Annotated in this window: 11 protein-coding genes and 4 tRNA genes; 2 read left to right on the top strand and 13 right to left on the bottom strand. The window is 59.1% G+C overall.

The genetic code is table 11. From position 1 onward, the window contains the following. The gene (gene hemY / locus AB6V08_RS19595; RefSeq protein ID WP_368544479.1) at positions 1–1,200 is read left to right on the top strand and encodes a protoheme IX biogenesis protein HemY; all 1,200 of its coding nucleotides are present in this window, start codon (positions 1–3) and stop codon (positions 1,198–1,200) included. Positions 1,201–1,369: 169 nt separating this feature from the next. Next, on the top strand, positions 1,370–2,572 hold the full coding sequence (locus AB6V08_RS19590; RefSeq protein WP_368544478.1) for an MFS transporter: 1,203 nt from the start codon (positions 1,370–1,372) through the stop codon (positions 2,570–2,572). A gap of 510 nt (positions 2,573–3,082) precedes the next feature. On the opposite strand, the gene AB6V08_RS19585 is transcribed toward AB6V08_RS19590, so the two are convergent. From AB6V08_RS19585 to wecB, 13 genes are all read right to left on the bottom strand, one after another. Continuing rightward, positions 3,083–3,159, bottom strand: a tRNA-Pro gene (locus tag AB6V08_RS19585). A gap of 43 nt (positions 3,160–3,202) precedes the next feature. Next, positions 3,203–3,288, bottom strand: a tRNA-Leu gene (locus AB6V08_RS19580). Between the two features lie 20 nt (positions 3,289–3,308). Continuing rightward, a tRNA-His gene (locus AB6V08_RS19575) sits at positions 3,309–3,384 on the bottom strand. Between the two features lie 67 nt (positions 3,385–3,451). Next, positions 3,452–3,528: transfer RNA gene (locus tag AB6V08_RS19570), tRNA-Arg, on the bottom strand. A 102-nt stretch (positions 3,529–3,630) separates the two neighbouring features. Beyond that, positions 3,631–5,016 (bottom strand): bifunctional threonine/serine APC transporter ThrP, encoded by a 1,386-nt coding sequence (gene thrP, locus AB6V08_RS19565; protein ID WP_368544477.1) that lies wholly within the window; start codon positions 5,014–5,016, stop codon positions 3,631–3,633. A 197-nt stretch (positions 5,017–5,213) separates the two neighbouring features. Further along, complete coding sequence (wecG, locus tag AB6V08_RS19560; protein ID WP_368544476.1) at positions 5,214–5,954, bottom strand: lipopolysaccharide N-acetylmannosaminouronosyltransferase; 741 nt, start codon at positions 5,952–5,954, stop codon at positions 5,214–5,216. Positions 5,955–5,965: 11 nt separating this feature from the next. Next, positions 5,966–7,318, bottom strand: coding sequence for an ECA oligosaccharide polymerase (gene wzyE / locus AB6V08_RS19555; RefSeq protein WP_368544475.1), 1,353 nt, complete (start codon positions 7,316–7,318; stop codon positions 5,966–5,968). Beyond that, positions 7,315–8,394 carry a TDP-N-acetylfucosamine:lipid II N-acetylfucosaminyltransferase gene (locus AB6V08_RS19550; RefSeq protein ID WP_368544474.1) on the bottom strand — a complete coding sequence of 360 codons (1,080 nt, stop codon included), beginning with the start codon at positions 8,392–8,394 and terminating at the stop codon, positions 7,315–7,317. The genes wzyE and AB6V08_RS19550 overlap by 4 nt, the downstream gene beginning before the upstream one ends. Then, entirely contained in the window at positions 8,391–9,641 is a 1,251-nt protein-coding gene (wzxE, locus tag AB6V08_RS19545) for a lipid III flippase WzxE (protein WP_368544473.1), read from the bottom strand. Before wzxE ends, AB6V08_RS19550 begins: the two co-directional genes overlap by 4 nt. A 1-nt stretch (position 9,642) precedes the next feature. After that, positions 9,643–10,773 carry a dTDP-4-amino-4,6-dideoxygalactose transaminase gene (gene rffA / locus AB6V08_RS19540; RefSeq protein WP_368544472.1) on the bottom strand — a complete coding sequence of 377 codons (1,131 nt, stop codon included), beginning with the start codon at positions 10,771–10,773 and terminating at the stop codon, positions 9,643–9,645. A 4-nt stretch (positions 10,774–10,777) separates the two neighbouring features. Then, entirely contained in the window at positions 10,778–11,455 is a 678-nt protein-coding gene (gene rffC, locus AB6V08_RS19535; RefSeq protein ID WP_368544471.1) for a dTDP-4-amino-4,6-dideoxy-D-galactose acyltransferase, read from the bottom strand. After that, complete coding sequence (wecC, locus tag AB6V08_RS19530) at positions 11,452–12,714, bottom strand: UDP-N-acetyl-D-mannosamine dehydrogenase (protein ID WP_368544470.1); 1,263 nt, start codon at positions 12,712–12,714, stop codon at positions 11,452–11,454. Before wecC ends, rffC begins: the two co-directional genes overlap by 4 nt. Beyond that, positions 12,711–13,841 (bottom strand): non-hydrolyzing UDP-N-acetylglucosamine 2-epimerase, encoded by a 1,131-nt coding sequence (wecB, locus tag AB6V08_RS19525; RefSeq protein ID WP_368544469.1) that lies wholly within the window; start codon positions 13,839–13,841, stop codon positions 12,711–12,713. The genes wecC and wecB overlap by 4 nt, the downstream gene beginning before the upstream one ends. Positions 13,842–13,885 lie beyond the last annotated feature (44 nt).

Raw genomic sequence — 13,885 nt, 5'->3', positions numbered from 1 at the left:
ATGTTGAAAGTGCTTTTACTCTTCTTACTGCTGATCGCCGGGATTGTTCTCGGGCCAATGATCGCCGGTCATCAGGGCTACGTTCTGATCCAGACCGACAACTACAACATCGAAACCAGCGTCACGGGTCTGGCAATCATCCTGATCCTCGGCGTGGTGGTGCTGTTTGCCATTGAATGGATCCTGCGCCGCATCTTCCGCACCGGCGCGCACACCCGCGGCTGGTTCGTGGGGCGTAAACGCCGCCGCGCCCGCAAGCAGACCGAACAGGCGCTGCTGAAGCTGGCCGAAGGCGACTATCAGCAGGTTGAAAAGCTGATGTCGAAAAATGCCGATCATGCCGAGCAGCCGGTGGTGAACTACCTGCTGGCCGCCGAAGCCGCGCAGCAGCGCGGGGACGAAGCCCGCGCGAATCAGCACCTTGAGCGCGCGTCTGAGCTGGCGTCTAACGATCAGATCCCGGTTGAAATTACCCGCGTGCGCCTGCAGCTCGCCCGTAACGAAAACCACGCCGCGCGCCACGGCGTCGATCGCCTGCTGGAGATCGCGCCGCGTCACCCGGAAGTGCTGCGTCTTGCCGAACAGGCCTATATCCGCACCGGCGCGTGGGGCTCGCTGCTGGACATCATCCCGTCAATGGCGAAAGCCGACGTGGGCGATGACGAGCATCGCGATGAGCTTCAGCGCCTCGCATGGATTGGCCTGATGGATCAGGCGCGTGCCGACCTGGGCAGCGACGGCCTGAAAACCTGGTGGAAGAATCAGAGCCGCAAAACGCGCCAGCAGGTTCCCCTGCAGGTGGCGATGGCAGAGCATCTGATTGAGTGTGACGATCATGACACCGCGCAGGAGATCCTCCTCGACGGCCTGAAGCGCCAGTACGACGATCGTCTGGTGATGGTGATCCCGCGCCTGAAGACCAACAACCCGGAGCAGCTGGAAAAAGTCTTGCGCCAGCAGATCAAAACCGTGGGCGATCGCCCGCTGCTGTGGAGCACGCTCGGCCAGTCGCTGTTTAAACACGGCGAATGGCAGGAAGCGAGCCTGGCCTTCCGCGCCGCGCTGAAGCAGCGTCCGGACGCGTTTGACTACGCGTGGCTTGCCGACACGCTCGACAAGCTGCACAAGCCGGAAGAGGCCGCAGCCATGCGGCGTGACGGGCTGCTGTTGACGCTGCAAAACAACGGCACCCAGCCGTAACGCATCAGGAGGCCAGCAGGCCTCCTTTTTTTATCCCCGATCTCCTGCTACATTCTTGTCAACACAACGCCAAAAGAACCCGCCAATGTAGCCAACTCTTTTCATTAACCTTTTTTCACACACGCGCAGCTTGCAGCGTGGACTAAATCGTTTTTGAAAGGATGTCTTCATGAACTCGCTTTTATATGCGCTTATTGAAGCGCTGCGCTGCCATCGCTGGCTGCGCATGATGGCCTGCGCCTTTATCTTTTCCTCACTGGGAAACGGGTTAACGCAGATTGTTGTCTTTGGCCTGCTGCTGCAGTGGCAGGCGCCCGCCGCCCTGCTCACCCTCGCGTATCTGTTTGCCACCGTGCCGGGGTTTATCGGCAGCCTGATCGGGGAAACGCTGTGCCAGCGGTTTTCGCCTCTGCGCATCCTGATGCTGACGGAGCTGCTGGGGCTCATCGCCCTGCTCTTTCCGCTGCTCGGCGTGCATTATCACAGCGTACCGGCGTTACTCGCTATCCAGTCTACCGAAGCGCTACTGAGCGGCATGAGCTGGCCCGCGCTGACGCTACTCTTCAAGCGCGGGCTCGCGGAACATGAGCTCCCGGCGGCCACCTGCCTGGAGAATGTGATCTTTGCCTCTCAGGTGCTGTTAGGCACGGGGCTGGGCGTGGTGCTGTTCCAGAAAATCCCCCTTCTCTCGCTGCTGGCAATCGATGCGGCCAGCTTTGCGGGATCGTTATTGATGCTGTATCTGGCAGGTAAAGCCGTTGGCCTGCGGGACCTCCCCGCGTCAGCAGAGGATAGCCCGACGGCGAGGCTGCGCTGGCGGTCGCTTACGGTAAGGCAAAAGCGCAGCCTGCTGCTGCTGCCCGCGCTCGCCGCCGTGGGCTCTCCGGCGATGGCGCTGCTCCCGGCAGTGGCGCAGCAGCTGCATCCTACGGATGCCGCCAGCCTCGCGCTACCGCTCCTTTTTGCCCGCAGCCTGGGGCAGCTCTGCGGCCCGATGCTGCTAAAAAGAGACAGCCTCGCGCGATACGCGTCTAAAAACCGCCTGCTGCTGATGTGCATGAGCGTGTTTCTGCTCGCGTATGGCCTGATACCGCACCTGTCGGAGGGAAAAGCGCTGGGGATGATCTTCATCGCGCATCTGGCATCGAACGTTGTTTTTGCGGCGGGAACCTTTGGCGTACTGAGCAGCTTTCAGGCTATTCATACCTCGTCCGCCAGCGGGAAAGCCTGGCGGTGGCAGACGATCAGCGCATCGCTGTTTACCGGCATCGCCGCGCTGGCTGCGACGTCGTTCGGCGCGATTGCGGCGCTGTACGGGGTTTCTGCCAGCGCCCTGCTCTGCGTTGCCCTCGTTATGGCGCGCTACCGGTAATAAGGCATAAAAAAACGCCTGCTATAAAAGCAGGCGTTAAAACAGGTCTATAAGACAACATAGTGGTGCTTCACTCAACGTTGTGTCCATGGTGTTTGATGAGGCCGAAGCGACATCTGTCAGTGGACGATAAGCACCGTAAACGGCTCTGCGTCATTCCGGAGTTTATGAGGCCCGGAGGCGAACATAAGAGGTGGAATGAGCATCTACACGTATATTATTGCACGTTATATGCCAGAGTTGCAGCAGAGAGTTCTTATTCATGCAACTTTCTAAGATAAAAGGATTTTTCGCTAATCTGGCCGATATCTGGCGGGGTTGAACGGCATGTGCGTCTGCAAAGTGTTGCCTGGAAGCGACAGCAATCTTGCAAGCAGAACAAATTTATATATTTCAATGCGTTAGATGTCACTGAATGACGACAGCGGGGGTAAATATTGTCGGGAAATGGCAACAGACTTGTAAGGAAGGGCAGAAAACAAAAAACCCCGCCGAAGCGGGGTTCAAAATTGGTCGGCGAGAGAGGATTCGAACCTCCGACCCACTGGTCCCAAACCAGTTGCGCTACCAAGCTGCGCTACTCGCCGATGTACTGCTTTTTTGAATTTTTAGTTCAATTCATTAAAGTCGTGGTGCGAGGGGGGGGACTCGAACCCCCACATCCTAAGGACACTAACACCTGAAGCTAGCGCGTCTACCAATTCCGCCACCTTCGCATTTCACAACTTTTAAATAATGGGGTGGCTAATGGGATTCGAACCCACGACAACTGGAATCACAATCCAGGGCTCTACCAACTGAGCTATAGCCACCACTGATAATTCTATTCACGCGGTACTGACTACTTCTCAGACCACCGCAGCTCCAGCACCGGGTAAATGGTGCGCCCGACAGGATTCGAACCTGAGACCTCTGCCTCCGGAGGGCAGCGCTCTATCCAGCTGAGCTACGGGCGCTTAGCGCCGTTGCGGGGCTGGATATTACGTACCTCCGTCCCCGCTGTCTAGTGCTTTTTAGAAAAAAATGCGCGTTTGGTTATGGTTTGCACATTTTGCCGCTTATTCCTCCACTTTATGCGTGGTGGCGCGGCGTCCAAGGCCAAAGAGTTTATACGCGGCGGTCACGGCGGCCAGGAAGATCATCCCGACAAACAGCGACATGCGCGTATCTTCATTAAAGTACATCCCGATTAATACGCAAATCAGGAAGGCCATCGTTAAATAGTTCGCATACGGGAACAAGATCGAGCGGAATGGATGGCTGGCAATCGCCTGCTTGTGCGCCTGGCGGAACCGCAGCTGGCTAATCAGGATCACAAACCACGGGATCATCCCCGGCAGCACGCTGGCGCTGTACACATAGACGAACACGCGCTGCGGGTTCGGAATGATGTAGTTCAGGCACGAGCCAATCAGCAGGATAACAATCGACACCGCCACGCCCGCTACCGGCACGCCCGCGCGGGAGACTTTGCTCATCGCCGCTGGCAGCTGGTTATTTTTGGACAGCGCATAAAGCATACGTCCACAGCTGTACATGCCGCTGTTGCAGCCGGACAGCGCCGCCGTCAGCACCACAAAGTTGATGATACCCGCCGCCGCCGTGATGCCAATCTTGGCAAAGGTCAGTACGAACGGGCTGCCGGTGGTGCCGATTTCGTTCCACGGGAAGATGGTTACGATAACGAAGATTGCGCCCACGTAGAAAATCAGGATACGCCACAGCACTTTGCCTACCGCGCTGCGCAGGGTGACCTGCGGGTTTTTCGCTTCCCCGGCGGTGATGCCGATAAGCTCCACGCCCTGATAAGAGGCGACAACAATACACAGCGCCGTCAGGAAGCCCTTCCAGCCGCCCGCGAAGAAGCCGCCGTGCTCGGTCAGGTTACCGAAGCCAATGGAGTGTCCGCCGTTGCCAAAGCCGAAGAAGATGACGCCCAGCCCGACGACGATCATCACGATAATGGTGGTGACCTTGATCATCGCGAACCAGAACTCGATTTCACCGTACAGGCGCACGGCGGCAAGGTTCGCCAGCGCCACCAGCCCCACGGCGATCAGCGCGGGTATCCACTGGACCATGTCCGGGAACCAGAACTGCACGTAGACCCCGATGGCGGTGATTTCCGAGATGCCCACCGCCATCCACATAAACCAGTACGACCAGGCCGTGAGATAGCCAAAGAACGGGCTCATGTAGCGGTGCGCGTAGACGGCGAATGACCCGGTGACCGGCTCAAGGAACAGCATTTCGCCCATCGAGCGCATGATGAAGAAGACGAACAATCCGGCGATGATATACGCCAGCAGTACGGACGGGCCCGCCCATTTAAGCGTACTGGCGGAACCCATAAACAGGCCCACCCCGATAGTGCCGCCCAGCGCTATCAATTCGATGTGACGAGCTTCCAGCCCACGCTGAAGCTCAGGTTTTTTCTCTGCCATAAATCCTCGGTTGTGTTTGCTGTTTCCCGGCTTTGTGCCGGTTATTATTTTTTAGGGGTACTGAAATACGGTGCGAATGGTTTCTTAAAATCTGCCAAATGGCAAACGATGCATTAAAAAAATGAATGTATTGCACAGATACGCAGCAGTTTTGCAGGGGAGTTGCAGCGCGAATAGAATATCGCGCTACATTTTGATTACAATTTTCCGGTGTAGTGCCAGGTGAGGTAGCGCAGCAGGCGCGCCTGGCGTTTGATGCGCGTCGGCTGGGACAGCAGACGATACAGCCACTCCAGCCCGAGGTTTTGCCACACCTTCGGCGCGCGCTTAACGTGGCCGGTGAAGACGTCATAGGTTCCGCCCACGCCCATGTACAGCGCATCCGGGCAGACCAGGCGGCAGTCGCGCATTAAGATCTCCTGGCGCGGAGAGCCCATCGCCACGGTGACAATCTTCGCGCCGCTGTCGCGCACCCGTTCAAACAGCGCCTGACGGTCTTCCGGTTTGAAATAGCCGTCCTGGCTGCCGACAATGTTCACGTTCCACTGGCTGCGCAGCTTTTGCTCCGTTTGCGCCAGCACCTCCGGCTTGCCGCCGATGAGGAACACCGGCGTGCCCTCCGCTCCTGCGCGCGCCATCAGCTCTTCCCACAGGTCGGCGCCCGCCACGCGTGAAACCTGCACGCCGGGGTATTTTTTACGAATCGAACGCACCACGCTGATGCCGTCGGCGTATTTAAACTCCGCGGCCTCAATCAGGCTTCGCACTTCAGCGTTGTCTTCTATCGCCAGCATCTTTTCCGCGTTGATGGCCACCAGCGTGCCCGACTTCATCTGCCCTTCGGCAAACAGATAATCCAGCGCGTGTTGCATATCACGCCAGCCGATAAGCTGCAGGCCGCGCAGCGCGTAATACGGCGCGGTAGTCTTGTCAGTCATAACATCCTTACTCAGGCTTGCGAAAGCGGTCTGCTGCCCGCGGACTGGCGCCTGTGCACCAGCCCCGCGCTGTCAAACAGCCAGTACAGCAGTTTTGCCAGCAGCAGGCAGAAGCCGAAAATTACCATGAAGAACACCACGCGCGACACGAATGAATCCAGCCCCTCGCGCGCCAGTACGATCATATTGAAAATGGCACCAAAACAGAAACTGTGCAAAATCGCCGCCTTATAGCGGTTTGTCTCTTCCATTCCGCGGGTGTAGAGCCAGTCGAACCATTTAATAATCATTCCCACCACTACCGCACCCGGCAGGATAAACCAGGTGCCGCCCATCACTACCAGCGAGCCAATCAGGGTGGGTGAAATCGCCAGGCCCGAGTGGTTGTTCAGCACTTCCCAGGTGAAGTAGTTGGCGGTGTTCAGCACCACGCCCGGACGATCCGGCCACAGCCAGGTCGGGATAAAGACGTAGAAGTCGCGGACGATCGGCGCCAGCCCCTGGAACTCGATCTTGTCGTAGTTTTGCAGCAGCAGCGCCAGGTTCTCCCACGGCGAGAAGGTGTCGCGGGTGAGGTACAGGAAGGTGTAAAACGCCTCATCGCCCGCCACGTTCAGACCGTAGCGCTTCAGCGCCAGCCAGAACATGCCCACGATGCCGAACACCCCCGCCGCCGCCAGCATCCACAGCGAGATCCAGCCGCGAATGATGCCGATAAACAGGAAGATGGCGAACGCGATGATGATGTTGGCGCGCGTGCCGCCCACGATCATGTAGGTCAGCACGCCGAACGCCACGGTACTGACCAGGAAGAACAGCCAGGCCTTGCTGTCCTGGCGTAAAAAGAACACCACCAGCATCGCCGGGATGAAGAAGTAGAAGAAGCGCTTGAGCGCCACCCCGGAGACTTCAGCGGAAAAAATCTGGCTGTAGGACTGCAGCTTGAACAGCAGGAAGCCGTTATGCATGAAGAAGATGCCCACGCTCACCAGGGCGATGGTCATCAGCATTATCCAGGTGAGATGCGTCTCGACCCGGTTCATGGTAAACAGCGCCCGGCGCGGCGCATTCTCTTTTGCCGAGCGCAGGCGCGTTTTATAGGTGACGTAATAGACCGCGTAGAAGCAGGTCGCCGACAGCAGCGCCTGCATCAGGATCTCCGGCGGGGCCACTCCCACGTTGAAGCGGAACACCAGAATGCTGGTCAGCGGGAAGCCGAAGTAAAACGTCAGCAGAAACAGCAGCGAGAAGAAGACGTTGAAGTTAAAGCGCACCCGGCGGAATTCAAACCAGGTGAGCGTGGCGATAAAAAGGGTGCTCAGAAGCCAAATCACCAACAAGCCGCTGAATTGCAACTGGCTCATGCATTGTCTCCCGATGCGATACGCAGCGCGCGATGCCACGGCGTGAGGTAGTTAGGGCTGAAGAAGTCGATGGCATTTTTGTCCACCAGCGCCAGCTGGCGCTGCGCTTCCCGCACCACCTCTTCATTGAGCGTATCCGTGGTAAACAGCACCGGAAGATGCAGCTCCGCCATGTCCTGCCAGAACGGGTTTTCGCGGTTGAGCACGCACGGAATGCCGGCCTGAATGAGCAGGCACAGCGTACCAATCCCCTGCTGGCGGGCGAAGATGAAATAGCCCAGGTCGCATTTTCTCAGCAGCGCGAGGTAATCATCAAACGCCAGCTTATCGCTGAGAATTTGCAGATTCTCCGCGCTGAACAGGGCAAGCCCGGCGGTGCGAACCTCGTCGATGTAGGCCGCGTTGTTGGCCGGGTAGCCCATCGGCACAATCACGTTAACCGTATCGCCAAACTGCTGATGCACCGCCCTGAGCGCGGCGACGTGCTCGTTGCTGCGATCGCCGGAGTTGCCCACCAGCACCGTCAGCTTGCCGTCACGTCGCGCGTCGTTAGCCATGTTGTTCAGCGCCGGGTTCATGCGGGTCGGGAAGTAGAGCAGCTCGCCGCGCACGTTCGGGTGCTGTTTCGCGAAGTAGTTGAGATCGCCGCGGGTGGCGAACACGCAGCCCACGCGACCCTGCGCCATGCGGCGCAGCGGATAGAAAAGACGGAATTTCCAGCCGCGAGAGACTTCATACAGATCCGCGCCCCAGATGTGCCAGCTGAACTGGGCCGGCTTGATCCCCCCGCTTAACAGCGCCAGCCACAGGCCGGTGTTGAACTGACCGTGGAAGAAAAAGCGCTGCTCGCGGTTGGCTTTTGCTTTAGCCACGACCGCTTTCGCCAGCGCTGCCTTGTCCGGCCAGAAGGTGATGTTGAGCGCCGGAAATTCCGCGCTCGCGGCGTCGTCCCGGCCAACAACCATAAACTCGCGGGCATCTGAACTGCCCGCGGCCAGCTCGTCGTTGAAGAACCGCAGCACGGTCTGGTTGTGGTGTGGGATATCCGATCCCAGGATGTGAATCAGTGCAGTCATGCGCGTTTACGCCAAAGTAAAAAACCGCCGCAACAGGCAGCGAAATAAACAATGTAAGTTGCCATATAGGCCTGAGCCGCCCCCAGCGCGCCGTGCGCAGGGATCAGCCAGTGAGAGAACGCAGTGAGCAGCGTAAACTGGCTAATCTCCGCCAGGATATACAACCGCAGCGAGGCTTTGGCTATCACCAGATAACCGAAAACGTAAGCGCCTACTTTCAGTACATCGCCCACCAGCTGCCAGGCAAACAGGTCGCGCATGGCGGTAAACTTCGCTGAAAAGAGCAGCCAGATAGCAACATCACGCAGCAGCCAGACGGTAAAGCTGGCGGCCGCCACAGCGGGAAGCACAAAGCGCAGGGAGCGGACGATCTCGCGGGTTATATCGTGCCGGGAGGTCAGGCGCGATAAGGTTGGCAGCAAATAGACGCTAAAGGAAGCCGTTATAAATTGGAGGTAGGCGTCGGAAATGCTGCTCACGCCCTGCCAGATCCCCACCTCATCCCAGCTGTAGTGCGCCGCCAGCAGGTTTCGCATCATCACGTAGGCCACCGGAATGGTGACGGAGGTAATCAGCGCCATCAGGGTAAATTTGCCCAGTTGCCCCGCCAGCGCCTTGTCCCACTGCGGCTTAAGGTAGTGCAGCGGGATAGTGCCCCGGCGCATCAGCATAAACGCGGCGGGCACCACCACCAGCGCCGGCACCAGCGCCAGGCCTAACAGCGCGCCCTCGTAGCCGCCGAGGAGATAGCAAAAGTAGTAGGCGATAACGCCGATGAGGCTGCCGATAATCAGCGCCAGCGCGTTTCCGGCGGCATCGCGAAACCCTTTCATCAGCGCCAGCAGCAGGTTCGCCCAGGCGATGCCCATCTGTACCAGCGCGACCAGTCGTACCAGCCCCTGATAATGGTCGTGACCAAACAGCCCCTGGCTGATAGGCGCGGCCGCCAGCAGGAACACGGCGGCCAGCAGCGTTGAAAAGCCCAGCACCATCGCCGATGAGGTGCCCACCACCGTGCGCAGCTTCGCGGCATCGTCATGATGCTGGGCAACGAATTTGGTGACGCCGTTAAAAATGCCCGCGCCAGCCAGCACGCCGAGCACCGTCACCAGCTGACGGAAATTCCCCGCCTGCCCGACGCCGGAAGGGCCAAATGACACGGCCAGCAGCTTGACGACCAGCAGGCCGGCGCCAATTTTTACAAGCGTGGACGCGGCGGTCCACACGGATGCTTTTGCCAGAGACATATCAGCCGAAGTAGCTCAGAAGCGTATTGATCACCGTGCGCTGGTTAACTGGCGCGAGGTTGTAGAACAGCGGCAGACGTAGCAAACGCTCACTTTCTTTTGTGGTGTAACGGTCTTCACCGGCAAACACGCCAAAGGCCTCACCCGCCGGGCTGGAGTGCAGCGGAATGTAGTGGAACACCGCCATGATTTCCGCCTCTTTCAGCCAGGCAATCAGCTTCGAGCGGTCATCGTTGTCGCGCAGCTTGATGTAGAACATATGGGCGTTGTGAACGCAGTCTTCCGGAATGGTCGGCAGCTCAATGCGCCCCGCTTTAGCCAGCGGCTCGAGCGCGTCGTAATAGGTTTGCCACAGCGTCAGGCGCTGCTGGTTGATACGCTCGGCGGATTCGAGCTGCGCCCACAGGTAGGCGGCCTGGAGATCGGCCATCAGGTAGCTGGAGCCGATGTCGCGCCAGGTGTATTTATCCACCTGCCCGCGGAAGAACTGGCTGCGGTTGGTGCCTTTTTCGCGGATCACCTCCGCGCGCTCAACCAGCGCACGGTCGTTGATAAGCGTTGCGCCGCCTTCACCGCCCGCGGTGTAGTTTTTGGTTTCGTGGAAGCTAAAGCAGCCGATATGGCCGATAGTCCCGAGCGCCCGGCCTTTGTAGGTCGACATCACGCCCTGCGCAGCATCTTCCACCACGAACAGGTCGTGCTTTTTGGCGATCGCCATAATGGTGTCCATTTCGCAGGCCACGCCCGCGTAATGCACCGGGACAATCGCCCGGGTTTTGTCGGTGATCGCCGCTTCAATCAGCGTTTCATCGATGTTCATGGTGTCCGGGCGGACGTCCACAAACACGATCTTCGCGCCGCGCAGCACAAAGGCGTTCGCGGTGGACACGAAGGTATAGCTCGGCATGATCACTTCGTCGCCCGGCTGGATATCCAGCAGCAGCGCGGCCATTTCCAGCGAGGCGGTGCAGGACGGGGTCAGCAGGACTTTCGCGCTGCGAAAACGCTGCTCCATCCACTGCTGGCAGCGGCGGGTAAAGCCGCCGTCACCGCAGAGCTTGCCGCTGCCCATCGCAGATTGCATGTAGTCGAGTTCGGTGCCTACAACGGGAGGCGCGTTAAATGGAATCATCTTGTCACCTGTATAGCCAGTAAGCGGTTGCGTCGACGTTGGCGCCACTCGCGATATAACGTTTAAGCGCGGCGGTGTTGCCCATTTGGGTCGCCACCCGCAGAGTCGAAAGCTGTTGCTGCTGCGCCCAGTGCAGGGCCGCCTGCATGAGCTTTTCGCCCATGCCGCGCCCGGCCAGCAAACCGATGCGCGCGTCCTGCTCGCTGAGCTGACGCAGAGAGACAAATCCCTGGATTTGACCGTCCGCAGCGCGGAACACCAGGCAGACGTGGTCAAAGGTGCCTTTTACCGCGTTCTCAACCCACTGGGCGTAGAAGCGGCCGCTGTCCTGCGGCGCATACCAGGGGGCGCGAAAGCGGCTCTGGGCAAACGCCAGCGCCGCCATCTCGCGCAGCGCAGGGATGTCCCGTTCGGTTGCTCGTTCCGCGCCCGGAGAAGCGTGTCCGGTGACGGGGACAGAGAGATCCACTTCCCCCTCGACCAGCTGAAAGCCCTGCAGCTGGAGCGCGTCCAGCAGGTCGGCGCGCCCGGCAGGAATTTTGGCCTGCACGCGCTGCCACGGGGCGAAATCGGCGGGAGAAAGCGTTGGCGCATCGTCGCGCAGGCGCACTATCGCCGACGGCAGGCCAAAAAAGTGACTTTCCCACTCAAGGGCGTCAATGACCCCGCGCAGGTCGCTCAACGCCACACGCCTTTGGTATCAACAACGTACTGCTGGCGCACCGCGTCGCCGGGGATCGCCTTAAAGGCTTTGTGATCCACCAGCAGCACCAGCACGTCAGCGCTTGCCAGCGCGTCGTCTAACGCCGTCAGCGTGCAGTGCCCCGCCAGTTTGGCCGGCAGCTCGTGAATGTGCGGCTCTACCACCAGCGTTTCACCGCTGTGCCAGGCGGCGATCGTCTCGGCGATTTCCATCGCCGGGCTTTCGCGCAGATCGTCGATGTTGGGCTTGAAGGCCAGGCCGAAGCAGGCGATTTTCAGCTCGCTGGCGCGCTTGCCGCTCTCAGCCAGGCAATCCGCAACCGTCGCTTTTACCTGGTTCAACACCCAGTGGGGCTTGCTATCGTTCACTTCACGCGCGGTGCGGATCAGGCGGGCCTGGTCCGGGTTTTGCGCCACGATAAACCACGGGTCGACGGCGATGCAGTGACCGCCCACGCCAGGCCCTGGCTGGAGGATGTTCACGCGCGGATGTCGGTTCGCGAGGCTAATCAGTTCCCAGACGTTAATCCCCTGATCGGCGCAAATCAGCGACAGTTCGTTCGCAAAGGCGATGTTGACGTCGCGGAAGCTGTTTTCCGTCAGCTTGCACATTTCGGCGGTGCGGGAGTTGGTCACCACGCATTCGCCTTCAAGGAAAATTTTGTACAGCTCGCTGGCACGCGCGGAGCAGACCGGGGTCATGCCGCCAATCACGCGGTCGTTTTTAATCAGCTCAACCATTACCTGACCCGGCAGCACGCGCTCCGGGCAGTAGGCGATGTTGATATCAGCCTGCTCGCCCGCCTGCTGCGGGAAGCTTAAATCGGGACGGGCTTCCGCCAGCCACTGCGCCATTTGCTCGGTCGCGCCGACGGGAGAGGTTGACTCCAGGATCACCAGCGCCCCTTTTTTCAGCACCGGCGCAATGGATTTTGCCGCCGCTTCGACGTACACCATGTCCGGCTCGTGATCACCTTTGAACGGCGTTGGCACGGCAATCAGGTAGGCATCGGCTTCTACCGGCGTGGTGCTGGCTTTCAGGAAACCGCCCTCAACGGCGGTCTTCACCACGCTGTCGAGATCCGGCTCCACGATATGAATTTCGCCACGGTTAATGGTTTCCACCGCACGCGCGTTGATATCGACGCCCACAACCTGTTTTTGACGAGAGGCAAAGGCCGCCGCGGTCGGCAGCCCGATGTAGCCAAGACCAATGACAGAAATGGTAGTAAAACTCATAGCGATACCCGATTGTGTTTAAGTGCGTGCAAAATACGACCACAAGCCTGCCCATCGCCATACGGGTTATGGGCCCGGCTCATCGCCTGATACTCTTCTTCATCGTGCAGCAGGCGCGTGACCTCGTCGACAATGCGACGGGAGTCCGTTCCCACCAGACGTACCGTCCCGGCTTTCACCGCTTCTGGACGCTCGGTGGTTTCACGCATCACCAGCACCGGTTTGCCGAGCGATGGCGCCTCTTCCTGAATGCCGCCGGAATCCGTCAGGATCAGCCAGGCGTGATTCATCAGCCAGACGAACGGCATGTAGTCCTGCGGTTCAATCAGGAACACGTTTTCTACGTGGCCCAGAATGCGGTTCACCGGCTCGCTGACGTTGGGATTGAGGTGAACCGGATAGACAATCTGCACATCGTCGTTTGCGGCGGCGATCTCCGCCAGCGCGTGACAAATCTGCTCAAAGCCGCGGCCGAAGCTCTCGCGACGGTGGCCGGTGACCAGAATGGTTTTCTTGCCGTTGTTCAGGAACGGATAGCGCGCGGTAAGCTGGCTTTGCAGGCTATCGCTCGCCAGCACGCGGTCGCGCACCCAGATCAGGGCATCGATGACCGTGTTGCCGGTGACAAAGATTTTGCTGTCGGCGATATTCTCGCGCAGCAAATTCTGGCGGGAGTTTTCCGTTGGCGCGAAGTTGTACATCGCCAGGTGTCCGGTGAGGGTGCGGTTTGCCTCTTCCGGCCACGGGGAATAGAGATTGCCCGTGCGCAGGCCGGCTTCAACGTGCCCTACCGGGATACGCTGATAAAACGCCGCCAGGCTGGTCGCCACGGTGGTGGTGGTGTCGCCGTGAACGAGCACAACGTCCGGCTTGAATGATTCCAGAATAGGCTTTAACCCTTCCAGAATACGGCAGGTAATTTCCGTCAGCCCCTGCCCCGGTTTCATAATATTCAGATCGTAATCCGGGACGATAGAAAAGAGGGATAACACCTGGTCGAGCATCTCGCGATGCTGGGCAGTGACGCACACTTTCGCTTCAAAATCAGGGTCCCTGGCCAGCGCATGTACCAGAGGAGCCATCTTAATGGCCTCCGGCCGGGTGCCAAATACGGTTAGTACTTTCACATCGATTCTCTTCGATTAGCCGATGAAGGCGGTGACGCCTTCAT

The organism is Enterobacter soli, assembly GCF_964208575.1.
GTDB classification, from domain to species: domain Bacteria; phylum Pseudomonadota; class Gammaproteobacteria; order Enterobacterales; family Enterobacteriaceae; genus Enterobacter; species Enterobacter soli_A.
Note: the sequence above shows the minus strand (reverse complement) of the source record. Positions and strands in the feature narration are given on the sequence as shown.

What these genes read in the sequence shown, in the direction of transcription:
- wzyE (WP_368544475.1), bottom strand. Translation starts at nt 7,318, where the DNA reads ATGAGCCAGTTGCAATTCAGCGGCTTGTTGGTGATTTGGCTTCTGAGC.
- wecG (WP_368544476.1), bottom strand. Translation starts at nt 5,954, where the DNA reads ATGACTGACAAGACTACCGCGCCGTATTACGCGCTGCGCGGCCTGCAG.
- rffA (WP_368544472.1), bottom strand. Translation starts at nt 10,773, where the DNA reads ATGATTCCATTTAACGCGCCTCCCGTTGTAGGCACCGAACTCGACTAC.
- AB6V08_RS19590 (WP_368544478.1), top strand. Translation starts at nt 1,370, where the DNA reads ATGAACTCGCTTTTATATGCGCTTATTGAAGCGCTGCGCTGCCATCGC.
- wzxE (WP_368544473.1), bottom strand. Translation starts at nt 9,641, where the DNA reads ATGTCTCTGGCAAAAGCATCCGTGTGGACCGCCGCGTCCACGCTTGTA.
- wecC (WP_368544470.1), bottom strand. Translation starts at nt 12,714, where the DNA reads ATGAGTTTTACTACCATTTCTGTCATTGGTCTTGGCTACATCGGGCTG.
- hemY (WP_368544479.1), top strand. Translation starts at nt 1, where the DNA reads ATGTTGAAAGTGCTTTTACTCTTCTTACTGCTGATCGCCGGGATTGTT.
- AB6V08_RS19550 (WP_368544474.1), bottom strand. Translation starts at nt 8,394, where the DNA reads ATGACTGCACTGATTCACATCCTGGGATCGGATATCCCACACCACAAC.
- thrP (WP_368544477.1), bottom strand. Translation starts at nt 5,016, where the DNA reads ATGGCAGAGAAAAAACCTGAGCTTCAGCGTGGGCTGGAAGCTCGTCAC.